Genomic DNA, 24,974 nt, shown 5'->3' with positions numbered 1-24,974 from the left:
TCACGGCCACAACCTCCCCGCCGCCGCCCTCAGGAGTCGTGCCGTGACCCGTAGTTGGAGCAGAACGTCCCGTGTCATAGCCGGCACCGCCACCGCCCTCGCCGTACTCACGGCCTGCGGCGGCAGCGGTGACGACACCGCGAACAAGCCGAACGGGCCCGTGACCATCACCTTCTGGGGCTGGGCCAAGGGCTCCAAGGACGTCGTCGACGCCTTCAACGCCTCCCACACCGACATCCAGGTGAAGTTCGAGGAGATCCCCTCCGGCACCGCCGGCGGCTACGCCAAGATCTCCAACGCCGTGAAGGCCGGCAACGCCCCCGACCTCGTCTCCATCGAGTACTCCTCGCTCCCCGAGTTCGTCAGCTCCGGCGCCCTCCAGGACATCGGCGGCGAGTTCACCGAGGCCGACCGAGCCAAGCTCCTCCCGCAGACCGTCGAACTCACCACCCTCGGCGGCAAGACCTGGGCCGTCCCCTTCGACGCCGCCCCGCAGGCCTTCTTCTACCGCAAGGACCTCTTCGCGAAGTACAAGGTCCAGGTCCCCACCACCTGGGACGAGTTCAAGAAGGCCGCCGAGCAGGTCAAGAAGGCCGACGCCAAGGCCCGTATCGGCACCTTCTTCCCCGACGACCCCACCACCTTCGAGGCGATGGCCTGGCAGGCCGGCGCCCAGTGGTTCAAGGCCGAGAACGACACCTGGAAGATCGACACCACCGACGCGGCCACCACCAAGGTCGCCGCCTACTGGCAGGGCCTCCTCGACGCCGGACTCGTCCACAAGAACGCCTCCTTCAGCCCCGAGTGGACCGGCTCCCTCAAGAACGGCACCACCATCGGCTACCTCGGCGCCTCCTGGGGCGCGGGCGTCCTCAAGGGCACCCTGCCCGAGCAGGACGGCAAGTGGGGCGTCGCCCCGATGCCCAGCTGGGACGGCAAGCCCGCCAGCGGCATGCTCGGCGGCACCTCCTTCGCCGTGACCAAGGACAGCAAGCAGCAGGCCGCCGCCGTCACCTTCGCCGAGTGGATGTCCACCACCGAGGCCGGCGTGAAGGCCCGCATCGCCTCCGGCACCTCCTCCGCGTTCCCCGCCGCCACCGCGCTGCGCCCCGTCGCCAAGAAGGCCTTCGACGCGAGCTACTACGGCGGCCAGGACATCTACGCCCTCTTCGAGACGGCGGGTGCCTCCATCAGCCCGAACTGGGCCTGGGGCCCGACCACCGGCACCACCAACACCACCATCAAGGACCACTTCGGCAAGATCACCCAGGGCGGCCCCGGCATCACCGACGCCGTCAAGGCCGGCCACGACGCCACCGTCGCCGAACTCACCAAGCGCGGCCTGAAGGTCGAGGGCTGACCGGATGAAGGCCCGCACCCGCGCCGCCACGATCCTGCTGACCCCCTTCTTCCTGCTCTTCACCGCGGTGATGGTGGTGCCGATCGGATACGCGGTCTGGCTCAGCCTCTTCACCGAGAAGCAGTCCGGACTGGGCTTCGGCGGCACCGAGACCGTCTTCACCGGCCTCGACAACTACACCGCGGCGCTGGGTGACCGGGCCTTCCGCGAGGGCTTCGGCGTCCTGCTCGGATACTGCCTGCTCTACATCCCGCTGCTGCTCGCCGGAGCCCTCGGCCTCGCCCTCCTGCTCGACTCGGCACTCGCCCGCGCCCGCCGCTTCTTCCAGCTCGCGCTCTTCCTGCCGCACGCCGTCCCCGGCATCATCGCCGCGCTGATCTGGGTCTACCTCTACACGCCCCAGCTCAGCCCGGTCGTCCAGGCCATGGAGGCCGGAGGCATCGGCTTCGACTTCTTCTCCCCCGAAGGAGCCCTGCCCTCCGTCGTCAACATCGCGCTGTGGGAGTGGCTCGGCTACAACATGGTCATCTTCTACGCGGCCCTCCAGGCCATCGACCGCTCCGTCCTCGAAGCGGCCACCGTCGACGGGGCCGGCGCCTGGCGCATCGCGTTCTCCGTCAAGATCCCGCTGGTCAAGGCCTCACTCGCGATGGTCGGCCTCTTCACGATCATCGGCTCCCTCCAGCTCTTCACCGAGCCGCTGATCCTCAACAAGGGCACCGGATCCGCCGTCACCTCCACCTGGACGCCGAACATGTACGCCTACACCGCGGCCTTCGACCGCAACGACTACGGGCTCGCCGCGGCGGCGTCCGTACTCCTCGCCCTGACGGCGGCGCTGCTCTCCTTCGCGGTGACCCGGGTGACGGGCCGCCGCAAGGCGGGCGCGGCCCGGAAGCCCGCGCCGGCCCGGAAGCCCGCGACCGCGCGGAAGGAGCGCACGGCATGAGCGGCATCCGCACCCCCAACCGATGGCTCTCCAAGACGGCCGTCAACGGCGCTCTCGTCCTCGCCGTCGTCTACATGCTCTTCCCACTGGTCTGGCTGCTGACCGCCGCCACCAAGGACGCCGGCGGTCTCCTCGCCGGAAACGCCTTCTCCTTCGAGGGCTTCGACCTCGGCGGCAACCTCTCCCGGCTCGCCGAGTACAACGACGGCATCTACTTCCACTGGTACGCCAACAGCCTGCTCTACGCCGGACTCGGCGCCCTCGCCTGCTCGTTCGTCAGCGTCGCCGCCGGATACGCCTTCCACGTCTACGACTTCCGGGGCAAGGAGAAGCTCTTCGGCCTCGTCCTCCTGGGCGTGCTCGTCCCCACTACCGCGCTCGCCCTGCCGATGTACCTCCTGGCCAGCGAGGTCGGCGTCGTCAACACCTACTGGGCCGTCCTGATCCCCGTGCTCGTCAACCCCTTCGGCGTCTACCTGTCCCGGGTCTTCTGCGGCGGCTACATCCCCGACGAGGCCCTGGAGGCAGCCCGTATCGACGGAGCGGGCGAACTGCGGGTCTTCTGGTCCATCGGTCTGCGCATGGTGATGCCCGGCTTCGTGACCGTCTTCCTCTTCCAGTTCACCGCCGTCTGGAACAACTTCTTCCTCCCCCTGGTGATGCTGTCGGACCAGAAGCTCTACCCGCTGAGCCTCGGCCTGTACGCGTGGAACAGCAACGCCCACGCCGAACCCGACTTCTACCCCCTCGTCGTCACCGGATCCCTGCTCGCCGTCGTCCCCCTCGTCGTCGCCTTCGTCTCCCTCCAGCGCCACTGGAAGGCCGGTCTGACGGCCGGCAGCGTCAAGTGAGGAGCTCAGGTACCACGATGCACCCGACCACTGACAACCGCCCCGCACTGCTCCTGGCCATGGGCGAAGGCGTGGCCGAACGCCTCTTCACCCCCGCCCACCGCACCCGCCTCGCGTCCCTCACCCGCACCGACCCGCACCTGGTCGCCCACGACCTGACGTCCCGGGACCCGCGGATCACCACCACGCTCGCCGAGGCCGAGATCCTCCTCACCGGCTGGGGAGCGACCCCGCTCACCGCCGAGGTCCTCGACCGCGCGCCGCGCCTGCGGGCCGTCGTCCACGCGGCCGGCTCGGTCAAGCACCACATCACCGAGGCCTGCTGGCACCGGGGCCTGCGCGTCACCTCCGCCGCCGCGGCCAACGCGCTGCCGGTCGCGGAGTACACGCTCGCCGCGATCCTCTTCGCGGGGAAGCGGGTCCTCGGCTCGGCCCAGCGGTACGCGGAACTCCGCGCCGACCACGCCTGGCTCACCGAGTCCGCCACCTGGGGCAACTACCGCCGCACGGTCGGCATCGTGGGCGCGTCCCGCATCGGCCGCAGGGTGATCGACCTCCTGCGCCCCTTCGACATCGAGATCCTCCTGTACGACCCGTACGTCGACGTCCCGCCCCCCGGCGTGGAACTGGTGACGGACCTCGAAGACCTGTGCGCCCGCAGCACGGTCGTCTCGGTCCACGCCCCCCAGCTCCCGTCCACGTACCGCATGATCGGCGCGCCCCAGCTGGCGGCGATGCCGGACGGGGCGACCCTGATCAACACCTCCCGAGGCTCCCTGATCGACGAACAGTCCCTCCTCCCCCACCTCCTGGCAGGCCGCCTCCACGCCACCCTGGACGTCACGGACCCGGAACTCCCACCGCCGGACTCTCCCCTCTTCACCCTCCCGAACGTCCTGCTCACCCCGCACGTGGCGGGCTCCCTGGGCAACGAACTCCACCGGATGACGGACCAGGCGCTGGAGGAGGTGGGGCGGTACGTCCGGGGCGAACCGTTCGCGGAGGAGGTCAGGGCGTCAGACCTCCAGCGTTCGGCGTAGGCGGGCGGCCTCGGCGAGGACGAGCGGAACCGCCTCGGGCGCGACGGCGAGCACGTCCGGCAGCACGGCCGCCCGCTCCCCGAGCCGCAGCGCGAGGACGGCCCAGCGCCTGGCCCGTACGGGATCGGGCTCGGCGCGGGCCAGGAGGGCGTAGGCCTCACCGCAGGGCGGACCCACATGGTGCATGCCGTCGAGGAGGGCGGCGGCGTGGTCATGCCGGCCGGCCCTCAGCAGCTCGGTGACCACGGTGACGGACCACCCTCCCGGAAAACTGTGCGGATGCTTCCGGAAGCGACCGAGTGCCTCGTCGTAGGAACCGATGACGGCGAGCACGGTGGGCGAGGGCGAGGCCCTCTGCCACGGGGCTCGCACGTCGTACTCGGCGCCGAAGGCGGCCGCGTTCTCCGGTTCCAGGGCGCATGCGGCCCGCAGGAGGTCCAGCACCATAGGCCCGTCAGGATTCTTCGCTCGGGCGGCGGCCAGGAAGTTCCCGGCGTCCTCGCGACGCCCCTGCCGTACGCAGGCCAGTGCCATCCGCGCGTACACCTCCGCGGCGTTGGACGACTCGGACAAGCGCGGCACCAGATCCCGCGCCTGCTCCAAGGCGCCGACACCCACGAAGGCCACGGCCGCCTCCTGGGCGAGGCTCGACCTCACTCCCGGATGCTCGACCAGCCGCCGGGCGCGGTCGAACTCCCCCTCGGCCGCGTAGACCCTGACGAGCCGGGAGCCCAGATCGTGCTCGGTCCAGGGCTCTGCCCGGACGAACGCCTCCACCCACTCCAGCCGCCCCGCCGCGAGCGCCGCGAGGGCGGCGTCGCGCGGCACCAGACCCGGCTCGTTCTCCACGGACCGAAGCAGGTCCACCGCCTCGTCGCGCCGCCCGGCCTCCGCCAGGGCCCGGGCGAGCGCCATCAGGTCCCCGACCAGGGCCGCGCGCGCGGGTACGCGCGCCCTCGCCTCCTCCGCCGCAAGCAGCCCCCGGGCCTCGGCGACGTGGCCCGCCTCGTACAGCGCCTCCGCGAACACCGCGAGGGCTTCTGTGTTCTCCTTCACCTCCCTGATCACCACGCGGGCCCGGTCCACCGCTCCCTCCGCGATCAGCCTGCGAAGAAAGGCTCCGAGGACCCGGAGCCCACCGGCGCTCCGCCCAGAACTTCGCCACGGCACGCCGGGGCTCTCCACGAGCCGTCCGCACAGCGGGGCGACGGCGTCCAGGTCTCCACGTGCCAGCAGGGCCGCGGCGAGGGCGGGCCAGGGATCGTCCGTGTACCAGCGTGGGTCCGAGGTCGGAGCCAGGGCCATGGCTCGCTCGACGGCACCGGCTCGGGCCAGTTCACGGGCGACGCGCCCGTGCATGGACTCCCTGCCGTGGGCGTCGAGGGTTCCGGCAACCTCCAGGGCTTCGTCCCACCGGCCGTGCTTCACCAGCGCGGCAGCGTACCCGAAGGCCGCCCTCTCGGCACCGGCCGCCCGCGCCGCTTCGGTCTCCCCGGCAGCGAAGAGGGCGTCGATCACCGCCCCGCCGAACCTCGCGATCTGTCTGCCGTCCATGCGCCCCCGGTGCACCGCCGCGCCGTGCAGCAGTCGCTCCGCCGCGTCCCGGTGACCGGCCGCACGCAGCGCTACCGAGGCCCCGAGCAGCACCACCACCCGCCCGCCCGGTTCCTCCTCCCCCTGATGCGCCTGCCGCACCGCCTCGTCGATGTCACCGTCCCGGACCAGGGCCGCCACGACGGCGGTCCGCAGGGCGGGCCGTACGGTCGGGTCGGTCTCCGCCTCCACGAGAGCGACGGCCCGTCGGTACTGCCCCGCCGCGAGCAGGAAGTCCACCAGCACCGCGCGGGAGCGGGGGGCCACGCGGGCGTGCGCCGTCCTCACCAGCCGTTCCGCCCGCTCGTGAGCGCCGAGCCGGACGAGCAACAGGGGGAGGGCGTCCCCCGCGGCGGGAGGAACGATGTCCGAAAAGCTCGCCGTCAGCGGCTCCGCCTCGTCGGCGAGCTCCTCCGCCCGCTCGCGCGCCCCGGCGTCCAGCAGCTTCTCCGCCACCGCGCACAGAGCTTCGACCACACGCGCCCCCTCCATGCTCCGGGCGAGCGCCACGGCGCGGTCCGGCTGTCCGACGGCCACCCAGCCCGCAACCAGCGCGACGGGCACGCCTTCGCTGCCCCGCTGCAGCGTCGCCCGGGCCGTCGCGAGCCGCAGCGCCGCCGCCACCGCGTCCTCGCTCTCCGCCTCCCCGAGCAGCGCGTCCTCCGCCATCCCTATCTCCGCAAGCGCCGCCGCGTCACCGCCCGTCACGGCCAGCAGCCGCAGATGGCGCCGTTCGTCCACCGCGCAGGCCACCAGCCGCTTCCCGTCCCCCTCCGCCCGCAGCATGGGGACGTACCCGTGCAGCAAGTAGTCCGGCGTGCCGTCCGGCCAGCCCCGCTCCCGCCATTGCTCCGCCCATCCGTGCAGTACGGACCGCCGCCGGGCGAGTTCCCGAACGCCCAGCATCTCCCGCGCTCCCGCCGCCAGTTCCTCGTGCGCGAGCAGGTACGCCTCGCCCCGTACCGCGAAAGTCCGTCCCGGCCCCGTACGGAGGACATCCCTGACCCGGTAGGGCACATCGCCCGTCAGCTCCACGAGGTCATCGGCCGTCAGGCCGCCGCCCGCCGCCGTGAGGAGGGCGAGGAGGTCGTACGGGAGCCCGCCGGCCGCCAGGAGGTACTTCAGCTCGCGCTCGGCCTCGGTCCGGATCGCGCGGGCCCGCGGCGACGGTGCCAGGATCCGGACGATCGCGGGGTCGCGCAGCGGATGATCCTCGGGGACGTCGGCCGGGAGCGGCGGGTTCAGGCGGCCGGCGACGATCACCCGGAGGTCGTACGGGAGAAGGGCCGCGATCGAGTGGGCATCCGGTCCCGTCGTCACGCCCCGGTCCTCGTCCATGCCGTCGACGAGGAGGACGAGCCGCTCGCCGCGCGCCGCGCAGGCCGAGGCCGCCTCGGCGTACAGCCGGAGCAGATGGGCCTCCCTGGTCGCGGCCGTCAGCAGCGCCGGCAGACCCTCGCCGGCGAGTTCCGCAAGCTGTTCCAGGACGACGTCGACATACGCGACGCGGTCGTTCTGCGAGCCGAGGCGGGCGGTGACGAAGAAGGGCACGATGCGTACCCCCGGGGGCGGGGCGAGGGTGAACCACGCCATCAGCGCCGTCTTCCCGGCCCACGCGTCCGCCCGCCAATACGTGTACGCCGGCCCGGAGTCGGCCCGACAGAACTCCGCCAGCTCGACCAACTCACGCTCTCTGCCGATGAGTTCGGGTGGAACGATCCGGCGGACCTGCTCCCGGTAGGCCGAGCGGACCGCCTCCCCGGTGCCGACCGCGATCCGATTGTGGTCGCCGACCACGACGATTCCCTCGCGGTTGTCGACCGTGACCGGCCGCTCTCCCCCTGCCCGCTCCATGCGCCCAACCTAGACTGGAGAGATCCCCTCTGGGTCGGGAGGCGTCATGACGTTCACGCAGATCATCGACTTCAGGACCAGCCGTATCGACGACATGAGTCGTCTCATGGACCGGTGGATCGAGCAGACCAAGGGCAAGCGGACCGCCACGCACAGCATCCTCGGCAAGGACCGGGCCGATTCCTCGCACCTCGTGGAGATCGTCGAGTTCCCGTCGTACGACGTGGCCATGCGGAACTCGCAGCTCCCCGAGACGGACCGGATCTTCCGGGAGATGGTCGCTCTCTGTGACGAGATGCCGACCTTCACCGACCTGGACGTGGTCCGGGACGAGGGACTGTACAAGGGAAACGCCCGGCGGCTCCTGGAGATGTTCGCGTCCGAGCAGGAGCTCGCGCTGCTCGACACGGTGCTCGCCGAGGGGTACCACGACCACGATCCGACCAACGAGCAGGACGTCATCGGCATGGACGCGGTCCGGCGCGAGGTGGAGATGTGGCGGGGCGGCTTCGACTTCGCCTTCACCGTCGACGACCAGATCGCCGAGGGTGACCGGGTCTGCACCCGCTGGACCTGGAAGGGCAGCCACACCGGGGACTTCATGGGGCTCCAGCCCACCGGCATGGAGGTGACCATGACCGGGACGGTCATCCACCGCTGCCGGGACGACGGGAAGATCGCCGAGGGCTGGTGGCAGTACGACCTGCTCGGGCTCATGGCGCAGCTCGGCGCCGTCGAGGGGTGAGACGAGACCGAGGCCCGGTGCCCCCGCGACGGGGGCACCGGGCCTCGGTGATCAGAGACGGCCTGCCGCCTCAGTGATCAGTTACGGCACGCGTCAGTGCGAGTGGCCGTGGCCGTGGCCGTGGTCCGCCGGCTCCTCTTCCTTCTTCTCCACCACGAGGGTCTCGGTGGTGAGGAGGAGGGAGGCGATCGAGGCGGCGTTCTCCAGGGCGGAGCGCGTCACCTTCACCGGGTCGATGACGCCGGCCTTGACCAGGTCGCCGTACTCGCCGGTCGCGGCGTTGAAGCCCTGGCCCTTGTCGAGCTCCGCCACCTTCGAGGTGATGACGTAGCCCTCGAGGCCGGCGTTCTCGGCGATCCAGCGCAGCGGCTCGACGGCGGCGCGGCGGACGACCGCGACACCCGTGGCCTCGTCGCCGGTCTTGTCGAGGTTGCCCTCGAGGACCTTGACGGCGTGGACCAGAGCGGAGCCACCACCGGAGACGATGCCCTCCTCGACCGCGGCGCGGGTCGCGGAGATGGCGTCCTCCAGACGGTGCTTCTTCTCCTTCAGCTCCACCTCGGTGGCGGCGCCGACCTTGATCACGCACACGCCGCCGGCCAGCTTCGCGAGGCGCTCCTGGAGCTTCTCGCGGTCCCAGTCGGAGTCCGTGGACTCGATCTCGGCCTTGATCTGGTTGACGCGGCCCTGCACCTCGGAGGAGTCGCCGCCACCGTCGACGATGGTGGTGTCGTCCTTGGTGATGGTGACGCGGCGGGCGGTGCCGAGCACGTCCAGGCCGGCCTGGTCGAGCTTGAGGCCGACCTCCTCGGCGATGACGGTCGCACCGGTGAGGGTGGCGATGTCGCCGAGCATGGCCTTGCGGCGGTCACCGAAGCCGGGGGCCTTGACGGCCACGGCGTTGAAGGTGCCACGGATCTTGTTCACGACCAGGGTCGACAGGGCCTCGCCCTCGATGTCCTCGGCGATGATCAGGAGCGACTTGCCGGCGCCGGCCTGGATGACCTTCTCCAGGATGGGCAGCAGGTCCTGGATCGAGGAGATCTTGCCCTGGTTGATCAGGATGTACGGGTCGTCGAGGACGGCCTCCATACGCTCCTGGTCGGAGACCATGTACGGCGAGAGGTAGCCCTTGTCGAAGGCCATGCCCTCGGTGAACTCCAGCTCCAGGCCGAAGGTGTTGGACTCCTCGACGGTGATGACACCGTCCTTGCCGACCTTGTCCATCGCCTCGGCGATGAGCTCGCCGACCTGCTGGTCCTGCGCGGAGAGCGCGGCCACGGCGGCGATGTCGGACTTGTCCTCGATCGGGCGGGCGGTCGCGAGGAGCTCCTCGGACACGGCCTTGACCGCGGCGTCGATGCCCTTCTTCAGGGCGGCCGGGGAAGCACCGGCGGCGACGTTGCGCAGACCCTCGCGGACCAGGGCCTGGGCGAGCACGGTGGCGGTGGTGGTGCCGTCACCCGCGATGTCGTTGGTCTTGGTCGCCACCTCCTTCACCAGCTGGGCGCCGAGGTTCTCGTACGGGTCCTCGAGGTCGACCTCGCGGGCGATCGTGACACCGTCGTTGGTGATGGTGGGGGCGCCGAACTTCTTGTCGATGACGACGTTGCGGCCCTTGGGGCCGATCGTCACCTTCACCGTGTCGGCAAGCTTGTTGACGCCGCGCTCAAGGGCGCGACGGGCGTCCTCGTCGAACTTCAGGATCTTCGCCATGGGAGCGGTTCAGCCCTCTCGGAATCGGGGTGGAACGAACCGCGCCCCGGGGCGCCTGGAAGGGGCCTCGGGGCGCAGCTCTGAGCATCTGCTTGGTGCTCGGTACTTCGGTACTTCGATACTTCGGTGAATTACTTCTCGATGATCGCGAGCACGTCGCGAGCCGAGAGGACGAGGTACTCCTCGCCGTTGTACTTCACCTCGGTGCCGCCGTACTTGCTGTACAGCACGATGTCGCCGGTCTTGACGTCGAGCGGCAGACGCTCGCCGTTCTCGAAGCGGCCCGGGCCCACGGCCAGGACGACGCCCTCCTGGGGCTTCTCCTTGGCGGTGTCCGGAATGACCAGGCCAGAGGCGGTGGTCTGCTCGGCGTCGAGCGGCTGGACCACAATGCGGTCCTCGAGCGGCTTGATGGCAACCTTGGAGCTGGTGGTCGTCACGATCCGACCTCCCCCTTCGGAGATCTCGGGGTTAACTGTCTGAGGTGGCGACCAGGTGGATCCGTCGTCGCGGGTGCCGGACCTGCCCGTCGCTCTGTTGGCACTCTCCAGTGGTGAGTGCCAGAGCCGAGACTATGACCGCGATTAGCACTCGGTCAAGCGGAGTGCCAATTCCTCACTCGTGGCGGTGTCCTCCCGGCGCGGAGGAGCCTCAGTGGCCCCGGACGCCCGGCACCGGCGGCAGCTCCGTCGAGGCGCGGTCGGCCGCCGGCTTCGCGTCGCGGGGGCCGACGCGTTCCACCGCCTTCCGGCCGAGCCGCTCGATCGAGTCCACGGTCGAGGCGCAGCCGGTGAGACCCAGCACGAGGACCGCGGCCAGCAGGACCGACACCCGCCGCCCGGTCACGGATGACCCCCGTCGCCCGTTCACACGTGTCCCCCGTCGTCCGTTCACACGTAGTCCTCGAGCTTCGCGACCGCGTACCCCTTGGCCGTGATCACGTTCATCACCCGGCGGATCATGTCGGGCATCGAGCCCTTCCAGTCCCGCTTGCCCCGGAAGTGGGTGAGGACGATGTCGCCGGGGTGCAGGTCCCGGTCCCACTCGCGCCACTCCATGTGGTCGGGGAACGCCTCGGAGGCCCACAGCGGGACGGCCTTGACGCCGCAGGACTTGGCGGCGCGCAGGGTGTCCTCGTTGTAGTTGCCGTACGGCGGGCGGAAGAGCGGGGGCCGCTTGCCGAATCGTTTCTCGATGACGTCCTGCATGCCGCAGATCTCGCGCTTCTGCTGCTTGTACGAGAGTCCGGGCAGGTAGCGGTGGTTGAGGGTGTGGTTGTGGAGGGAGACCCCCGACTCCTGCGACTTCTGCATCCGGGCGAAGTAGCCGTAGTCGTCCTTGACGACGTAGTCGCTGAGGAAGGCGCTGTAGGGGATCCGCAGTTCGTTCATCATCCGCAGCAGCTCCGGGTCCTTCTCCGCGCCGTCGTCGATCGTCAGGAACACGACCTTCTGCTTGGTCGGCACGGTGGTGAAGACGGGCGGGAGTCCTTCGCCGTCCGTCTCGAAGCCCTTGCGGGTGGTGATCTTCGGCTTGGCGGCGGGCGGGGCGGGCGCTTCGAGCGGGGGCTTGGCGAGGCCCCACTTCTTGGCGGCGAGCACGCGGGCGGTGCGCTGCTTGTGGACCCTCGCGACGTACGCGTCGAGCGCCCGGGCCGCGCTCTGGCCCTGCCCGAGCCCCGGGGCCTGCTGCCCGGCGGCGGGGGCGGGCGCGCCGCGGTCCGGCTCGGCGCCGTCGGAGCAGGCCGTGGCCGCGGAGGCGAGGGTGGCGACGACGAGCACCGCCCCGAGCACCCGAGTGGAGCCGTGCACACCTTTTGCCATCATTTATTCCTTTTGTCGTACGAGTCGTATGGCGCCGCATCCTGTCAGCGCGGGAGCCTCTCGCGGGGTACGACACCGCCGGACGTGCCCTCGGTCCCCCGGCCGGCCCACAGCATCACAGGGCCCACAATGGGACGGGTGACCGACCTCGCCTCCTTCGCCTCCCTGCTCGGCCCCGAGGGCCAGACGCTCCTCACCGCCCTGCGCGACTACGACCCCGCCCAGGAGCTGGCGGTCGCCTCCCGGCTGCGCCGCGACCACCCCGCCGAGCTGGTCACGGCGGCCATCGGGCAGGCGCGGCTGCGGCAGCGGGCGGTCGCGAAGTTCGGCGCGGAGGACGCGTACCGGATGTACTTCACCCCGAACGGCGTCGAGCAGTCGACGCGTGCCTCGGTCGGCACCTACCGGGCGGCCCGCATGAAGGCGCTCGGGGTACGGAGCGTCGCGGACCTCTGCTCCGGGATCGGCGGCGACGCGATCGCGCTCGCCCGCGCCGGGATCTCCGTGCTCGCCGTCGACCGCGACCCGCTCACCGCCGAGGTGGCCCGCGCCAACGCCGAGGCCCTCGGCCTCGCGGAGCTGATCGAGGTGCGCTGCGCGGACGTCACCGACATCGACACCGCCCCGTACGACGCGGTCTTCGTCGACCCGGCGCGGCGCGGCGGCCGGGGCCGGATCTTCGACCCGGAGGCGTACTCCCCGCCGCTCTCCTGGGCGGTCGAGGCGGCCCGCGGGGCCCCGCACGCGGCGCTCAAGGTGGCCCCGGGCATCCCGCACGAGGCGGTTCCCGACGAGGCCGAGGCCGAGTGGATCTCGGACGGCGGGGACGTCAAGGAGGCCGTCCTCTGGTTCGGTACGGAACCGGGCGCCCGCCGGGCCACCCTGCTGCCCTCGGGCGCGGGCCTCACCGGCCGCGGCCTCCCCGACCCGGCGGTCCGCCCGGTCGGCCGCTACCTCTACGAGCCGGACGGCGCCGTCATCCGCGCCCACCTGGTCGCCGAGGTGGCGGAGGACCTGGCCGGCGGCCTGATCGACGAGACGATCGCGTACATCACGGCGGACGCGCTCGTCCCGACCCCGTACGCCGCCGCGTACGAGATCACCGACGAGCTCCCCTTCAACCTGAAGAAGCTGAAGGCCCTGCTGCGGGAACGCGAGGTCGGCACCCTGACGGTGAAGAAGCGCGGCTCCGCGGTCGAGCCCGAGGAGATCCGCCGCAAGGTGAAACCGAAGGGCCCGCACTCGGCGACGGTCCTGCTCACCCGGGTGGCGGGAGCGCCGACGATGCTGATCGGAAGGCCGGCGGGGGGTCGGTGAACCGGCGAAGGGGGCGGTGAGCCGGTGAGCGCCGCCGCTCAGGCGGCCGTGCTCGCCTCGGACGGCCGCCGGCCCGTCAGCCGTACCGCCAGGCGGTAGTGCCCGATGGCCTTGACCAGGCCCGTCAGGCCGGTGACCCAGAGGATCAGGGCGACGCCCATGCCGTAGGCGACCAGGCCGTAGCCGTCGTCTCGGCTGACGCCGGCCGGGACCGCGAAGCCCATCCAGAGGCCGAGTCCGCACATCGCGAAGGACATCAGCAGCCAGTTGACGCTGTGGCCGGGCGCACGCAGCCGCGCGTCCGTCGGGCCGTGCCGGTCCAGGGCCGCCCACTGGACGAGGCGCTCGCGGATGATCCGGTCGCGGCGCAGACTGCGGATCGTCAGCCACACGGCGGGGACGAGGACGCCGATGCCGAGGGCCGCCGCGAAGAGGTCGATCATCATCGTGATCGGGTCGAGGATGGGTCCGCCCAGCGAGGTGAGCAGGACGCCGATCAGGGACCAGCCCAGCTGGAGCATGAGGAACCAGAGCAGGAACAGCGCGAGCCGCCCGCCGCCGAGCAGCCGTCTGGCCAGCTCGTCCAGCGCCCGCGCCCGGTCGGCGAGGCGTGCGTCCCGGTCGGGCCAGCTCTGGAGCTCGGCGGGCGGGGGCGGTGGAGGCAGCGGATTGCGCGGGGACATGCCAAGCACCCTACGGGTGCGTCACGAAGCCTCCAACTCCCGCGCCTTCCCCCGCAGCAGCTCCCGCTCGCTCTCGTTGCGGGTGAGTTCCGCCGCCGCCTCGAACTCCGCCCGCGCCTCCTCCGTCCGGCCGAGCCGGGCCAGCAGGTCGCCCCGCACGCTCGGCAGCAAGTGGTAGCGCGCCAGGCCCGGTTCGGCCGCCAGGGCGTCGACGATCGGGAGCGCCGCCGCGGGGCCCGCGGCCATCGACACGGCGACCGCGCGGTTCAGCTCGACGACCGGTGACGGGGTCAGGGCGCCCAACTTCTTGTACAGGGCCGCGATCGTCGCCCAGTCCGTCTCCTCGTACGAGGCGGCCCGCGCGTGGAGGGCGGCGATCGCGGCCTGGAGGGCGTACGGGCCGTAGGAGCGCCCGTCCCCGGCGCGTTCGAGCGCGGCGTATCCGCGCCGGATGAGGAGCCGGTTCCAGCGCCGCCGGTCCTGCGCGGCGAGCAGCACCGGCCGCCCGTCGGGCCCGGTCCTGGCCGCCGTCCGCGAGGCCTGGAGCTCCAACAGGGCGGCCAGACCCTGTGCTTCGCCCTCCTGGGGCACGAGCGCGGCGAGGACCCGGGCGAGCCGCAGCGCGTCCTCGCACAGGCCCGGCCGCAGCAGGTCGTCGCCGGCGGTCGCCGCGTACCCCTCGTTGAAGATCAGGTAGATCACTTCGAGGACGGAGCCGAGCCGGGCCGCCCGCGCCTCCCCGTACGGCACCTCGAACTCCACGCCCGCCTTCGCGAGCGTCCGCTTGGCGCGGGTGATCCGCGCCGCGACGGTCGCCTCCGGTACGAGGAAGGCGCGGGCGATCTCGTCCGTCCGGAGCCCGCCGACGAGCCGCAGCGTGAGAGCCGCGCGGGCCTCGGCGGAGAGCACCGGGTGGCAGGCGGTGAAGATCAGCCGCAGCACGTCGTCGTCGATGTCCCCGGGTCCCGAGGGCTCCGGGTCGTACGACTCCTCGTCGAGCGTCCTGCCCACCTCGGCGAGCTTCCGGGCGTACGTCTCGCGGCGCCGCACGAGGTCCACGGCGCGGTGCTTGGCGGTGGCCGTCAGCCAGGCTCCCGGCCGCTCCGGGACCCCTGTCCGCGGCCACTGCTCAAGGGCGGCGACGAGCGCGTCCTGCGCGATCTCCTCGGCGATGCCGACATCGCGGACGATCCGCGCCGCGGTGGCGACGATCCGCGCCGACTCCATCCTGAAGACCGTCTCCAGCGTCTCCTCGACCGTCTGTGCCGTCACGTCTCACATGACAGCACACGACGGGCTCGGGGACCGGTCAGCCTTCCGGCATCTCCTCGACCTCGCGGACCTCCAGGCCCACCTTCCAGTGCGGCGGGTGGACGGCCAGGAACCGCTTCCCCCACTCGACGGCCTCGGCCATGTCCTTGCACTGGAGCATCGCGTAGCCGCCGACGACCTCCTTGGTCTCGGTGAACGGTCCATCGGTGTACGACAGCTTCCCGTCCGACCAGGTGATCCGGGTGGCCTCGGCGGTCGGCCTGAGCCCGGCGGTGTCGACCATGGCACCGGCCTTGGTGATCTCCTCGAAGAGCGCGCCCATCCGCTCCTCGAAGCCGGGGTCGGCGCTCTCCATGTCGATGGTGTTCTCCTCGATGCGGACGAGGGACAGGAAGCGGGGCATGACGACTCCTCGATGGTGCGGTGGCGGGGCCGTTCCCCGCCTTCCACACATACGTCGAACGGGCGGGCCCCGCATCGACGACCCGCGGAAGGTTTTTTCGGACGCGGTCTCCGGAGGCGGCCGTCCAGACGCGGTCGTCCAGACGCGGTCGTCTAGACGTAGTCCTCCAGGCGCGCCACCGTGAAGCCCTGTTCCTGGATGCGGCGCAGCATCGTCGCCGTCATCTCGGTCATCGTGCGGCCCTTGAGCTCGGAGGGGCCGCGGAAGTGGGCCAGGATGATGTCGCCGGGGTGCAGCTTCTTGTCGCCGCGCTGGTACTGCATGTTCTTGATCTGCATGGATTCGCGCCACAGCACGATCGCGTCGACGTCGCACTCCCCCGCCGCCGCGCGCGTGGCCTCGTTCCAGTTGCCATAGGGCGGGCGGAAGAGGCGCGGGGCGGTGCCGTACCGCTTCGCCAGCTTCGTCTGCTGCCCGCATATCTCCCGGCGCTGGGCGTCCTTGGGGAGGGTGCGCAGGTTGGGGTGGGTGAGGGTGTGGTTGGCGAGGCCGTGGCCCTGGGCGACGAGCGGGGCGAAGTACCCGTAGTCGGCGCGGATCGCGGAGTCGGTGAGGAACATCGTGACCGGGACCTTGAGGTCCTTCATCATCGCGACGAACTCGGGGTCCTTCTCCGCCCCGTCGTCGATCGTGATGAAGACGATCTTCTCGCTGGTGGGGATCTCGCTGATGACGGGGACCGGGCCGCCCGGCTCGCGGGTCACCGGCTTGGTCGCCGGCGGGGCGGGCGGGGCGGCGAAGGGCTTGAGGCCCCAGCGGCGGTACGCGGCGGCAGTGGCGCCTCCGGGGGCCTCGGGCGCCTTGTGCCCGGCGGACGGCTCGACCGCGGGTGCGGTCGTCTTCGCCGGGGCGACAGCGGCCTCGGGCTCCTCCGCCGCGCAGCCGGTCACCAGGAGGGCAACGGCGGTCAGCGCCGCCCACAGCGCGATCGTCTTCTTCACGCGCTGTGGGATGCCCGATTCGATCGAAAGGTTGCTCTACTTTCGATCTGATGTGCTTATTCGACCGATTCGAAGCGCCAGCGGTGGACCGGACGGGTGATCAGCTCCGCGTCCGGTTCCGGCAGCTCGGGCAGCTCGGCGTCGAAGGTCTCCGCCTCCCACCAGGTGAGGACGAGGACCCGGTCCTGCGGGGCGCGCAGGATCTCCCGCCGCAGCGGCTCGTGCGCGAGGACCTGGGACCGGGCCCACTCCAGGAGCTCGGCACCCCGGCCCTGCGCGGCCCGTGCCTCCCACATGAGGGTGAGCCTCATGAGTACAGGTTCTCCTTGCTGACCTCGTGCACGTGATCGTGGCCGTGGGAGTGGCCGTGCGCGTGCGCGCCCGGCACGTGCGGGTCGGTCACCGGCAGCGAGGAGTCCGCCGACAGTTCCAGGTCGGAGGTCGGCCGGTTGCGGGCGACCATCTCGGAGCCGAGGGCCGCGACCATCGCGCCGTTGTCCGTGCACAGGCCCGGCCGGGGCACCCGCAGCCGGATGCCGGCCCGCTCGCAGCGCTCCTCGGCGAGGGCCCGGAGCCGCGAGTTGGCGGCGACGCCGCCGCCGATCATCAGGTGGTCGACGCCCTCGTCCTTGCAGGCCCGGACGGCCTTGCGGGTGAGGACGTCGACGACCGCCTCCTGGAAGGAGGCGGCGACGTCCCGTACCGGCACGTCCTCGCCGGCCGCCCGCTTGGCCTCGATCCAGCGGGCCACGGCGGTCTTGAGGCCGGAGAAGGAGAAGTCGTACGCGGGGTCCCGGGAGCCGCTCAGACCGCGCGGGAACGCGATGGCGGCCGGGTCGCCCTCCCTGGCGAGCCGGTCGATGACCGGTCCGCCGGGAAAGCCGAGGTCGAGGACGCGGGCGATCTTGTCGAAGGCCTCGCCGGCGGCGTCGTCGATGGTGGCGCCCAGCGGACGCACGTCGGAGGTGATGTCGGCGGAGAGCAGCAGCGAGGAGTGGCCGCCGGAGACCAGCAGGGCCATCGTCGGCTCGGGCAGCTTGCCGTGCTCCAGCTGGTCGACGCAGATGTGCGAGGCGAGGTGGTTGACGCCGTAGAGCGGCTTGCCGAGGGCGTACGCGTACGCCTTGGCGGCCGAGACGCCGACGAGCAGCGCGCCCGCGAGGCCGGGCCCGGCGGTGACCGCGATGCCGTCGAGGTCCTTCGCGGAGATCCCGGCCGTCTTCAGGGCGCGCTCGATCGTCGGGACCATCGCCTCCAGGTGGGCGCGGGAGGCGATCTCGGGCACGACGCCGCCGAAGCGCGCGTGGGTGTCGACGCTGGACGCGACGGCGTCCGCGAGGAGCGTGGTCCCGTGGACGATGCCGACGCCGGTCTCGTCGCAGGAGGTCTCGATGCCGAGTACGAGCGGTTCGTCAGCAGCCATCAGAATCAGTCTCAGTTCCTTGAACGGTCAGTCGCATCACGAGCGCGTCCACGTTTCCGGGCTGGTAGTAGCCGCGCCGGAAACCGATGGGCTCGAAGCCGAAGCGCTCGTAGAGCTTCTGGGCCCGGGTGTTGTCCACGCGCACTTCGAGGAGAACCTCTTCGCACTCGAAGGCGGTGGCGTGGTGGAGCAGGTCGGTGAGGAGCCGGGCGCCGAGGCCGGTGCCCCACTGGTCGCGGGCGACGGCGATGGTCTGCACGTCACCGAGTCCGCCGGCGGCGGCGAGCCCGGCGTACCCGACGATCTTTCCCTCACCGGTCTCCGCCACGACGTAGCGGCGGGTGGCCCGGGGCCCGCGCGCGTGCGCCAGCTCCGACCAGAACATGCCTGCCGACCAGGCGTCCTCGGGGAACAGCTCGTCCTCCAGGGCGAGCACCGGTGCGAGGTCCCACCAGCGCATCTCGCGCAGTTCCACGGCGCCGGTCACTTGGGGGTGACCACCTTGTAGTTCTTCGGCACCTGCGCGTCGGGGCGGCGCAGATACATCGGCAGCGGGTCGAGGAACCCGTCCCCGCCGGCCGCGAGCTTCTCCGCCGCGAGTGCGCCGAGCGCGGCCGCCGACTGGTGCTCGGGGTCGCGGGCGTCGGGGAAGGCCTCGGGGTAGAGGCGGGCGCCCGCGCCGACGACGGGGAGACCGGCGAGCCGCTCGGCGATCTCGGCGGGCCGGTCGACGGCCGCGTCGGTCACGCGCGTGCGGGAGTCCTCGTACCGCGCCCAGTAGACCTCCTTGCGGCGCGCGTCCGTGGCGACGGCGAAGGGCTCGTCGATCCCGGAGGCGTACGCGAGGCCGTCGAGGGTGCACAGGCCGTGCACGGGCACGCCGAGCGCGGAGGAGAAGGCCGCGGCCGTGACGAGACCGACCCGGAGGCCGGTGTACGGCCCGGGGCCGACGCCGACGACGATCCCGGTGACCGCGTCGAGCTTCAGCCCGGCTTCCTTGAGGACCCGGTCGACGGCGGGCAGCAACAGCTCCCCGTGGCGGCGGGCGTCGACCTGGCTCGACGAGGCGACGACGGCCTCGCCGTCGTGGAGGGCGACGGTGACGGCGGGGGTGGCGGTATCCATGGCGAGCAACAGCACGCGAACAGCCTACGGCTCCCGGGCACGGTGCCCCGCCCCTCGCTCCCCCGGCTGCTACCGTCACCCTTCGATACGTTCGTACGAGAGGTGGGCACGGTGGCACGGAGCAGCTCGGGATTCGTGGCCGGGCTCACGGCGGCGGCCGTCGCCGCGGTCTGCTTCCTGGCGTACCAGGCCTCGGCGAACGCTCCCTCAGATGTCTCCGTGAAGCCCCGGACGCCCGGCGCCACCACCCCCTCGATCTCGCCGAGCGGCGGCCCGAAGCAGCCGCCGAAGAACCCCCTCGCCGTGCCGGCGAGCTCCGGCAGCGGTGAGCGGGTCGTGTACGGGCTCTCCGACCGCCGGGTGTGGCTGGTCGACGCGAAGGGCAAGGCCACAAGGACGTTCACGGTGATGCCGAGCACGGTGGACCCGGCACCGGGGGCGTACAGCGTGACGTCCCGATCGGGCTCGGTCCGCGGCTCGGACGGCGTGCAGATCGAGCACGTGGTGCGGTTCGCGACGGCCCAGGACGTGGCGATCGGCTTCAGCGCGGCGGTCGACGGCTCGACGCCGAAGCCGGACCCGTCGAAGAAGACCGGCGGCATCCGCATGAAGCGGGCCGACGGGGACGCGCTGTGGACGTTCGCGGTGATCGGCGCGAAGGTCGTCGTCGTCGCCTAGGGGCTGCCCTGCGGCGGGACTCTCCGGACCGGCCCCCGGGCTAGGCGGCTCTGCCGCGAACGACCCGCACGATCCGCTCGACCTGCCCGGCCCTCGCCCCGTGCTCCTCGTCCGTCCGATCGGGGCGCCCGCCCGGCGGGGTCGACACGGCGCGGGCAGCCGCGCAGGATGCCAGCAGCTCACTCATCGAGACGTGGTCCCGGACGGGTTCCGCGCGCTTCGGCGTCGCCATGCATGCCTCCCGTAGGTTAGGTTCACCTAACCAGCTTGTGCATCCATGTCACCACGGCACGTACGAACGACGCAACACCTTCCCGACACGTTGTCGGAAACTACGTACGTCCGGGCGGCGCCGCGTACGGCCGGTCGGAGCACGCCCTCGGAGAACGCCCGGAGCACGGCCTCAGAGCGCGCCCAGGTCCTCGTCCGCCCAGCGCGAGCCGATCCCGCGCAGCACGACCGAGCGCCGGTCGTCGTCCGTGTCGCCGGTCACCCGGTGGATCAGCAGGTGCAGCCGGTCGTCGGTCAGCTCCTCGACCTTGCCGTCACCCCACTCGACGACCACCACCGACTCGGGCAGTGAGACGTCCAGGTCGAGGTCCTCCATCTCGTCGAGACCGCCGCCCAGGCGGTACGCGTCGACGTGCACCAGGGCCGGGCCGCCGACCAGGGACGGGTGGACGCGGGCGATGACGAAGGTCGGGGAGGTGACGGCACCGCGCACGCCGAGGCCCTCACCGAGGCCCCGGGTGAGGGTGGTCTTCCCGGCGCCGAGCTCACCGGTGAGCATGACGAGGTCGCCGGGACGGAGGATCTTCGCGAGGCGGCGGCCGAGCTCCTGCATCTGCTGGGGGGAGTCGACGGAGAGGGTCGCGCCGGAGACGGGCGGGTGCGCTGCTTCCATACCGCCAACTTAGCCGTTGCGGGTCTCCGGCTTCGCCGTGACCGTCGCCGCCGCCGCCTCCGGGACGGCCCCCGCCCGTACGAGCAGATCGGCGAGGCGGTCGGTGACCGCCTCCGGGTGCTCCAGCATCACCAGATGGCCGCCGTCCGGGACGATGACCAGCTCCGCGTCCGGGAGCAGATCGGCGATGGCCTCGGTGTGGGAGCTGGGCGTCACCAGGTCGTTGTCCCCGGCGAGCGCGAGCACCGGCATGCTGCGGAAGGCGGGCAGGGCGGCGGCCATGTCGTGCTCGGCGAAGGCCGGGTAGAAGGCGGCGACCACGTCGATCGGGGTCGACTCGATCATCCGCTCGGCGAAGCGGGCGACGGCCGGGTCCACGTCCTTCGACGCGAACGAGTACTTCTTGATCAGCCCGGCGAACAGGTCCGCGGTCGCCCGTCGGCCGCGCTCGACCAGCTCCGCCTGGGAGCCGAGCGCCCGGAGGACCCCCGGCAGGACCCGGCGGACGGCGTTGACGCCGGCGATCGGCAGCCCGTACGACACCTCGGCGAGGTTTCCGGCGGAGGTGCCGACGAAGGCGACGCCGACGACCCGGTCACGGACGAACTCCGGGTACCGGTCCGCGAGCGCCATGACCGTCATGCCGCCCATCGAATGCCCGACCAGGACGAGCGGCCCCTCGGGGGCGGCGACGTCGAGGACGGCCTTGAGGTCGCGGCCCAGCTGGTCGATGCTGACGGGCACCCCGTCGGAGCCGGTCTGGGCGACGCCCTGCCCCGACCGGCCGTGGCTGCGCTGGTCCCAGTGGACCGTACGGACGAGACCGCGCAGCGCGGCCCGCTGGAAGTGCCAGGAGTCCTGGTTGAGGCAGTAGCCGTGACTGAAGACGACGGTGACGGGGGCGGGTTCCTTGCGCCCGAAGAGCCGGCGCCGACGGGCGGGCGGAGCGTCGTCCTCGACCTCGTCGACCTCGTAGTACAGGACGGTCGAGTCGTCGGCGAGGGCCCGGCCGGGGGTCCCGCGCAGCCCGCCGTACGGGCCGGTGGCGTCGAGGGCGAGCCGCGCCTTCTGCCGTACGGAACGGCCCACGGTGAGCCGCTCGACGGCGACCCCGGCGGCGGCTCCCGCCGCGAGGACACCTATCGCGGCTCCGGCGAATCCGGCGCGCCGCCAGGTACCGGTGCTGCTGGACTCGCCCATGGGCCCCCCTCTATTCGCCCAGGTACACGCGCGGGACGCGCGCGCCGATCCGGGTGACGATCTCGTACGCGATGGTGTCGGCGGCCACCGCCCAGTCCTCGGCGGTCGGTTCGCCCCGGTCGCCGGGCCCGAAGAGCACGGCCTCGGTGCCCGGGGCGGGGACGTCCCCGCCCAGGTCGACGACGAACTGGTCCATGGCGACCCGCCCGGCGACGGTACGGACGGCGCCGTCGACGAGGACGGGGCCGCGGCCCGAGGCGTGCCGGGGAACGCCGTCGGCGTAGCCGAGCGGGACGAGACCGAGGGTCGTCTCCGCGCCGGTGACGTAGTGGTGGCCGTAGCTGACGCCGTGCCCGGCCGGGACCTGCTTCACGAGGGCGACGCTCGCCTTGAGCGACATCACCGGCCGGAGCCCCAGCTCGGCGGAGGTGCCGAGCTCGGGGCTCGGCGAGATGCCGTACATGGCGATACCGGGACGGACTAGGTCGAAGTGGGCCTCGGGGAGCGTGAGGGTGGCCGGCGAGTTGGCGATGTGCCGGACCTCGGGCCGGACGCCGGCCCTCTCGGCGTGGTCGAGCATCGAGCGGAAGACGTCGAGCTGGGCGGCGATGGAGGGGTGGTGGGGCTCGTCGGCGCACGCGAAGTGCGACCAGAGCCCGGTGACCTTGACGAGCCCGTCGGCCTCGGCCTTGAGCGCCGCCCCGACGAGCTCCGGCCAGTCGGCGGGCTGGCAGCCGTTCCGCCCGAGGCCGGTGTCGGCCTTGAGCTGTACGCGTGCGGTGCCGCCGGTCCTCCTGGCCGCCTCGACGACCTCCTCCAGGGCCCACATCCCGCTCACGGCCATGTCGAGGCCGGCCTCGATGCCCTGGTCCCAGGGGTCGCCGGGAGTCCAGAGCCAGCACATGACGGGAACGTCCGTGATCCCGGCGGCCCGCAGCGCGAGCGCCTCGTGCGGGGTGGCCGTGCCGAGCCAGTCCGCGCCCGCGCCCAGCGCGGCGCGGGCACAGCGCACCGCGCCGTGTCCGTACGCGTCGGCCTTGACCACGGCCATGATCCGGACGTGGGGGGCGACGCGGGCGCGCAGCGTGCGGACGTTCGCACGCAGCGCACCGAGGTCGATCTCGGCGCGGGCTCTGCGGGGCGGCGGTGTCTCAGTCATCGCGCCCAGTCTCTCAGGTGTCAGCTGCCGGGTCCGCTTTCCCCGGATGTGACATCCTCCGCCCCCCGAACGGGGCGGATTCCCACCTCAGGCCGCGTGCGGCTGAACGGGTGGTCGACGCTTCTTCGGGGGCTTCGGCGCGGCCGTCCCAGCAGTTCTTCCACGCCTGGACGTACGTCTTCGGCACAGCCTGAGCCGCCTGCGCGGGCAGGATGCCGAGCCGGGGAAGGTCCTTACGCCCCTGCCGGATGGCCGCGTCCGCAGCGGCCGGGTTCCGGCGTTCCTCAGGGAGCATCGTCCACCTGTCGTGCCGGCCCCCCCTACACCCCCGCCGTCACATCCCGCCACGCACCGCCCAACGCCCCCGCCACCTCCCCCGCCGTAACCGGCCCCCGCCCCTCCGACACCCGCCGCGCCGCCAGCCCGTGCAGGTACGCCGCGCACGACGCCGCGTCCACCGGGCGCAGCCCTGCCGCAAGGAGTGACCCCGCGAGCCCCGACAGGACGTCGCCGCTTCCCGCGGTCGCCAGCCACCCCGTCCCCGTCGGGTTCACCCGCACCGCGCCACCCTCCGGACCCGCCCCGCACACCAGCGTCGTCGAGCCCTTGAGCAGCACCGTCGCCCCGAACCGCCCCGCCAGTTCCCGTACGGCGGCGAGCCGTCCCGCCTCCACTTCCTCCCGGGAGGCGCCCAGCAGCGCCGCCGCCTCCCCCGCGTGCGGGGTGAGCAGGGTCGGCGCGCTGCGGGCCCGTACGAGCGAAGGGTCGAGGCCCCGCAGCCCGTCCGCGTCCACCAGCACCGGCACGTCCGAGGCGAGGACCTCCGCGACGCCCGGCTCGTCGCCGAGGCCGGGCCCGACCACCCAGGCCTGCACCCGCCCGGCGCGGTCCGGCGGCCCCGCGTGGACGAGCGTCTCCGGGTGCCGCGCGATCACCGCGTCGGCCGCCGGCCCGACGTACCGCACCGCCCCGGCCCCGCCCCGCAGCGCACCCTCGACGGCGAGAACCGCCGCCCCCGGATACCGCGCGGATCCGGCCACCACACCCAGCACCCCGCGCCGGTACTTGTCGCTCTCGGCACCCGGTACGGGCAGCAGCCGCGCCACGTCCTGGTGCTGGAGCGCCTCCAGGTCGGGCACGCCGGGCAGTTCGTCGCCGAGCCCGATGTCGACGAGCCGCAGCGCGCCCGCGTACGACCGGGCCGGGTCGACGAGCAGTCCGGGCTTGTACGTCCCGAAGGTCACCGTCGCGTCCGCCCGCAGCGCCTCGCCCGCCACCTCCCCCGTGTCCGCGTCGACGCCGCTGGGCAGGTCGACGGCGACGACGACGGCGTCGGAGCCGCGTGCGGCCCGCGCGACGGGCACGGCGGCGGGCCGGAGCCCGCCGCGCCCGCCGATGCCGGTGATGCCGTCGAGGACGAGGTCGGCGGTGGCGAGCGGTTCGAACGGGTCGTCGGCCTCGACGCGGCCTCCCGCCGCCCGCAGCGCCGCGAGCCCGCCCTCGTGGGCGCGGTCGCCGAGCAGGACGGCGGTGACTCCGGCGCCGCGCCGGGCGAGCCGGGCTCCGGCGTAGAGGGCGTCGCCGCCGTTGTCGCCGCTGCCGACGAGGAGCACGACCCTGGCGCCGTACACCCGTCCCTTCCCGAGGAGGGAGAAGCAGGCGGTGGCGAGTCCGGCGGCGGCGCGCTGCATGAGTGCGCCTTCGGGCAGACGGGCCATGAGGGCGGCCTCGGCGGCCCGTACGGTCTCCACGCGGTAAGCGGTACGCATGGTCGCAGTCTGCCGCAGTCCTCAAGCCCCCGCTCGGAGGCGTGGGTTGACGCCCCTTCATCGATCAACTTAGGTTTGCCTTACCTAAGTAACCGCCCTCGGAAAGGCC

Annotated in this window: 25 protein-coding genes and 1 pseudogene; 7 read left to right on the top strand and 19 right to left on the bottom strand. The window is 72.3% G+C overall.

Translation table 11 applies throughout. The annotated features are described in order from the left end of the window. Positions 1–43 precede the first annotated feature (43 nt). From OG514_RS17180 to OG514_RS17165, 4 genes are read left to right on the top strand one after another with little or no spacing between them, the layout of a single operon-like run. Complete coding sequence (locus OG514_RS17180; protein ID WP_266895541.1) at positions 44–1,360, top strand: ABC transporter substrate-binding protein; 1,317 nt, start codon at positions 44–46, stop codon at positions 1,358–1,360. Positions 1,361–1,364: 4 nt separating this feature from the next. Then, positions 1,365–2,309, top strand: coding sequence for a carbohydrate ABC transporter permease (locus OG514_RS17175; protein ID WP_266895539.1), 945 nt, complete (start codon positions 1,365–1,367; stop codon positions 2,307–2,309). After that, entirely contained in the window at positions 2,306–3,160 is an 855-nt protein-coding gene (locus tag OG514_RS17170; protein WP_266895515.1) for a carbohydrate ABC transporter permease, read from the top strand. The genes OG514_RS17175 and OG514_RS17170 overlap by 4 nt, the downstream gene beginning before the upstream one ends. A 17-nt stretch (positions 3,161–3,177) precedes the next feature. Next, positions 3,178–4,200 carry a hydroxyacid dehydrogenase gene (locus OG514_RS17165; RefSeq protein ID WP_266895513.1) on the top strand — a complete coding sequence of 341 codons (1,023 nt, stop codon included), beginning with the start codon at positions 3,178–3,180 and terminating at the stop codon, positions 4,198–4,200. Here the strand turns inward: OG514_RS17165 and OG514_RS17160 are convergent. Next, a complete protein-coding gene (locus OG514_RS17160) occupies positions 4,177–7,647 on the bottom strand; it encodes a hypothetical protein (RefSeq protein ID WP_266895511.1) in 3,471 nt (1,156 codons plus the stop codon). The genes OG514_RS17165 and OG514_RS17160 overlap by 24 nt on opposite strands. Positions 7,648–7,693: 46 nt before the next feature. Between OG514_RS17160 and OG514_RS17155 the strand changes: the two genes are divergently transcribed. Continuing rightward, positions 7,694–8,392, top strand: coding sequence for an ester cyclase (locus OG514_RS17155; protein WP_266895509.1), 699 nt, complete (start codon positions 7,694–7,696; stop codon positions 8,390–8,392). A gap of 93 nt (positions 8,393–8,485) precedes the next feature. On the opposite strand, the gene groL is transcribed toward OG514_RS17155, so the two are convergent. The 4 genes from groL to OG514_RS17135 all read right to left on the bottom strand — a co-directional run bounded on the left by groL (position 8,486) and on the right by OG514_RS17135 (position 11,931). Then, complete coding sequence (gene groL, locus OG514_RS17150; protein WP_266895508.1) at positions 8,486–10,108, bottom strand: chaperonin GroEL; 1,623 nt, start codon at positions 10,106–10,108, stop codon at positions 8,486–8,488. Between the two features lie 131 nt (positions 10,109–10,239). After that, positions 10,240–10,548, bottom strand: a complete 309-nt coding sequence (groES, locus tag OG514_RS17145; protein ID WP_003998759.1) for a co-chaperone GroES — start codon at positions 10,546–10,548, stop codon at positions 10,240–10,242. 211 nt (positions 10,549–10,759) lie between these two features. Then, complete coding sequence (locus tag OG514_RS17140) at positions 10,760–10,954, bottom strand: hypothetical protein (RefSeq protein WP_266895507.1); 195 nt, start codon at positions 10,952–10,954, stop codon at positions 10,760–10,762. Between the two features lie 44 nt (positions 10,955–10,998). Further along, the gene (locus tag OG514_RS17135; RefSeq protein ID WP_266895506.1) at positions 10,999–11,931 is read right to left on the bottom strand and encodes a polysaccharide deacetylase family protein; all 933 of its coding nucleotides are present in this window, start codon (positions 11,929–11,931) and stop codon (positions 10,999–11,001) included. Positions 11,932–12,060: 129 nt separating this feature from the next. On the opposite strand from OG514_RS17135, the gene OG514_RS17130 reads away from it, so the two are divergent. Next, positions 12,061–13,248 carry a methyltransferase domain-containing protein gene (locus OG514_RS17130; protein ID WP_266895505.1) on the top strand — a complete coding sequence of 396 codons (1,188 nt, stop codon included), beginning with the start codon at positions 12,061–12,063 and terminating at the stop codon, positions 13,246–13,248. Positions 13,249–13,286: 38 nt separating this feature from the next. Here OG514_RS17130 and OG514_RS17125 read toward each other — a convergent pair whose 3' ends face one another. The 8 genes from OG514_RS17125 to tsaB all read right to left on the bottom strand — a co-directional run bounded on the left by OG514_RS17125 (position 13,287) and on the right by tsaB (position 19,170). Further along, entirely contained in the window at positions 13,287–13,931 is a 645-nt protein-coding gene (locus OG514_RS17125) for a hypothetical protein (protein ID WP_266895504.1), read from the bottom strand. Positions 13,932–13,952: 21 nt separating this feature from the next. Beyond that, positions 13,953–15,158 carry an RNA polymerase sigma factor gene (locus tag OG514_RS17120; protein ID WP_266900876.1) on the bottom strand — a complete coding sequence of 402 codons (1,206 nt, stop codon included), beginning with the start codon at positions 15,156–15,158 and terminating at the stop codon, positions 13,953–13,955. An 82-nt stretch (positions 15,159–15,240) separates the two neighbouring features. Continuing rightward, positions 15,241–15,606: a YciI family protein gene (locus OG514_RS17115; RefSeq protein WP_266895502.1), complete on the bottom strand. Its 366-nt coding sequence runs from the start codon at positions 15,604–15,606 to the stop codon at positions 15,241–15,243. A 152-nt stretch (positions 15,607–15,758) separates the two neighbouring features. Continuing rightward, entirely contained in the window at positions 15,759–16,607 is an 849-nt protein-coding gene (locus OG514_RS17110) for a polysaccharide deacetylase family protein (protein ID WP_266895500.1), read from the bottom strand. A 56-nt stretch (positions 16,608–16,663) separates the two neighbouring features. Beyond that, complete coding sequence (locus OG514_RS17105) at positions 16,664–16,918, bottom strand: hypothetical protein (RefSeq protein ID WP_266895498.1); 255 nt, start codon at positions 16,916–16,918, stop codon at positions 16,664–16,666. After that, a complete protein-coding gene (gene tsaD / locus OG514_RS17100; protein ID WP_266895496.1) occupies positions 16,915–18,030 on the bottom strand; it encodes a tRNA (adenosine(37)-N6)-threonylcarbamoyltransferase complex transferase subunit TsaD in 1,116 nt (371 codons plus the stop codon). Before tsaD ends, OG514_RS17105 begins: the two co-directional genes overlap by 4 nt. Beyond that, on the bottom strand, positions 18,020–18,490 hold the full coding sequence (rimI, locus tag OG514_RS17095; RefSeq protein WP_266900875.1) for a ribosomal protein S18-alanine N-acetyltransferase: 471 nt from the start codon (positions 18,488–18,490) through the stop codon (positions 18,020–18,022). The genes tsaD and rimI overlap by 11 nt, the downstream gene beginning before the upstream one ends. A gap of 23 nt (positions 18,491–18,513) precedes the next feature. Further along, positions 18,514–19,170, bottom strand: a complete 657-nt coding sequence (tsaB, locus tag OG514_RS17090) for a tRNA (adenosine(37)-N6)-threonylcarbamoyltransferase complex dimerization subunit type 1 TsaB (protein ID WP_266895494.1) — start codon at positions 19,168–19,170, stop codon at positions 18,514–18,516. A 120-nt stretch (positions 19,171–19,290) separates the two neighbouring features. Between tsaB and OG514_RS17085 the strand changes: the two genes are divergently transcribed. After that, positions 19,291–19,833, top strand: coding sequence for a hypothetical protein (locus tag OG514_RS17085; RefSeq protein WP_266900874.1), 543 nt, complete (start codon positions 19,291–19,293; stop codon positions 19,831–19,833). A 40-nt stretch (positions 19,834–19,873) separates the two neighbouring features. Here the strand turns inward: OG514_RS17085 and OG514_RS17080 are convergent, their stop codons facing one another. From OG514_RS17080 to OG514_RS17055, 6 genes and pseudogenes are all read right to left on the bottom strand, one after another. Beyond that, a complete protein-coding gene (locus OG514_RS17080; protein WP_266895492.1) occupies positions 19,874–20,065 on the bottom strand; it encodes a hypothetical protein in 192 nt (63 codons plus the stop codon). A gap of 171 nt (positions 20,066–20,236) precedes the next feature. After that, positions 20,237–20,737: a tRNA (adenosine(37)-N6)-threonylcarbamoyltransferase complex ATPase subunit type 1 TsaE gene (tsaE, locus tag OG514_RS17075; protein ID WP_266895490.1), complete on the bottom strand. Its 501-nt coding sequence runs from the start codon at positions 20,735–20,737 to the stop codon at positions 20,237–20,239. A 9-nt stretch (positions 20,738–20,746) separates the two neighbouring features. Next, the gene (locus OG514_RS17070; RefSeq protein WP_266895488.1) at positions 20,747–21,937 is read right to left on the bottom strand and encodes an alpha/beta fold hydrolase; all 1,191 of its coding nucleotides are present in this window, start codon (positions 21,935–21,937) and stop codon (positions 20,747–20,749) included. 10 nt (positions 21,938–21,947) lie between these two features. Continuing rightward, positions 21,948–23,096, bottom strand: a complete 1,149-nt coding sequence (gene alr, locus OG514_RS17065; protein ID WP_266895486.1) for an alanine racemase — start codon at positions 23,094–23,096, stop codon at positions 21,948–21,950. Between the two features lie 127 nt (positions 23,097–23,223). Continuing rightward, positions 23,224–23,391, bottom strand: a pseudogene (locus OG514_RS17060) (RNA-guided endonuclease TnpB family protein); the annotation flags it as partial. Positions 23,392–23,416: 25 nt separating this feature from the next. Beyond that, the gene (locus OG514_RS17055; protein ID WP_266895484.1) at positions 23,417–24,865 is read right to left on the bottom strand and encodes an NAD(P)H-hydrate dehydratase; all 1,449 of its coding nucleotides are present in this window, start codon (positions 24,863–24,865) and stop codon (positions 23,417–23,419) included. Positions 24,866–24,974: the final 109 nt, after the last annotated feature.

It is taken from the genome of Streptomyces sp. NBC_00572 (assembly GCF_026341815.1).
Lineage (GTDB): Bacteria > Actinomycetota > Actinomycetes > Streptomycetales > Streptomycetaceae > Streptomyces.
The sequence above is the reverse complement of the archived record's forward strand: the minus strand, read 5'-3'. Positions and strand labels throughout refer to the sequence as shown.

What these genes read in the sequence shown, in the direction of transcription:
- OG514_RS17135 (WP_266895506.1), bottom strand. Translation starts at nt 11,931, where the DNA reads ATGGCAAAAGGTGTGCACGGCTCCACTCGGGTGCTCGGGGCGGTGCTC.
- OG514_RS17170 (WP_266895515.1), top strand. Translation starts at nt 2,306, where the DNA reads ATGAGCGGCATCCGCACCCCCAACCGATGGCTCTCCAAGACGGCCGTC.
- OG514_RS17175 (WP_266895539.1), top strand. Translation starts at nt 1,365, where the DNA reads ATGAAGGCCCGCACCCGCGCCGCCACGATCCTGCTGACCCCCTTCTTC.
- tsaD (WP_266895496.1), bottom strand. Translation starts at nt 18,030, where the DNA reads ATGGCTGCTGACGAACCGCTCGTACTCGGCATCGAGACCTCCTGCGAC.
- OG514_RS17105 (WP_266895498.1), bottom strand. Translation starts at nt 16,918, where the DNA reads ATGAGGCTCACCCTCATGTGGGAGGCACGGGCCGCGCAGGGCCGGGGT.
- OG514_RS17165 (WP_266895513.1), top strand. Translation starts at nt 3,178, where the DNA reads ATGCACCCGACCACTGACAACCGCCCCGCACTGCTCCTGGCCATGGGC.
- OG514_RS17115 (WP_266895502.1), bottom strand. Translation starts at nt 15,606, where the DNA reads ATGCCCCGCTTCCTGTCCCTCGTCCGCATCGAGGAGAACACCATCGAC.
- OG514_RS17160 (WP_266895511.1), bottom strand. Translation starts at nt 7,647, where the DNA reads ATGGAGCGGGCAGGGGGAGAGCGGCCGGTCACGGTCGACAACCGCGAG.
- OG514_RS17055 (WP_266895484.1), bottom strand. Translation starts at nt 24,865, where the DNA reads ATGCGTACCGCTTACCGCGTGGAGACCGTACGGGCCGCCGAGGCCGCC.
- OG514_RS17125 (WP_266895504.1), bottom strand. Translation starts at nt 13,931, where the DNA reads ATGTCCCCGCGCAATCCGCTGCCTCCACCGCCCCCGCCCGCCGAGCTC.
- rimI (WP_266900875.1), bottom strand. Translation starts at nt 18,490, where the DNA reads ATGCGCTGGTGGGACCTCGCACCGGTGCTCGCCCTGGAGGACGAGCTG.
- OG514_RS17130 (WP_266895505.1), top strand. Translation starts at nt 12,061, where the DNA reads ATGGGACGGGTGACCGACCTCGCCTCCTTCGCCTCCCTGCTCGGCCCC.
- OG514_RS17155 (WP_266895509.1), top strand. Translation starts at nt 7,694, where the DNA reads ATGACGTTCACGCAGATCATCGACTTCAGGACCAGCCGTATCGACGAC.
- OG514_RS17080 (WP_266895492.1), bottom strand. Translation starts at nt 20,065, where the DNA reads ATGGCGACGCCGAAGCGCGCGGAACCCGTCCGGGACCACGTCTCGATG.
- OG514_RS17070 (WP_266895488.1), bottom strand. Translation starts at nt 21,937, where the DNA reads ATGGGCGAGTCCAGCAGCACCGGTACCTGGCGGCGCGCCGGATTCGCC.
- OG514_RS17120 (WP_266900876.1), bottom strand. Translation starts at nt 15,158, where the DNA reads ATGGAGTCGGCGCGGATCGTCGCCACCGCGGCGCGGATCGTCCGCGAT.
- tsaE (WP_266895490.1), bottom strand. Translation starts at nt 20,737, where the DNA reads ATGGAAGCAGCGCACCCGCCCGTCTCCGGCGCGACCCTCTCCGTCGAC.
- groL (WP_266895508.1), bottom strand. Translation starts at nt 10,108, where the DNA reads ATGGCGAAGATCCTGAAGTTCGACGAGGACGCCCGTCGCGCCCTTGAG.
- alr (WP_266895486.1), bottom strand. Translation starts at nt 23,096, where the DNA reads ATGACTGAGACACCGCCGCCCCGCAGAGCCCGCGCCGAGATCGACCTC.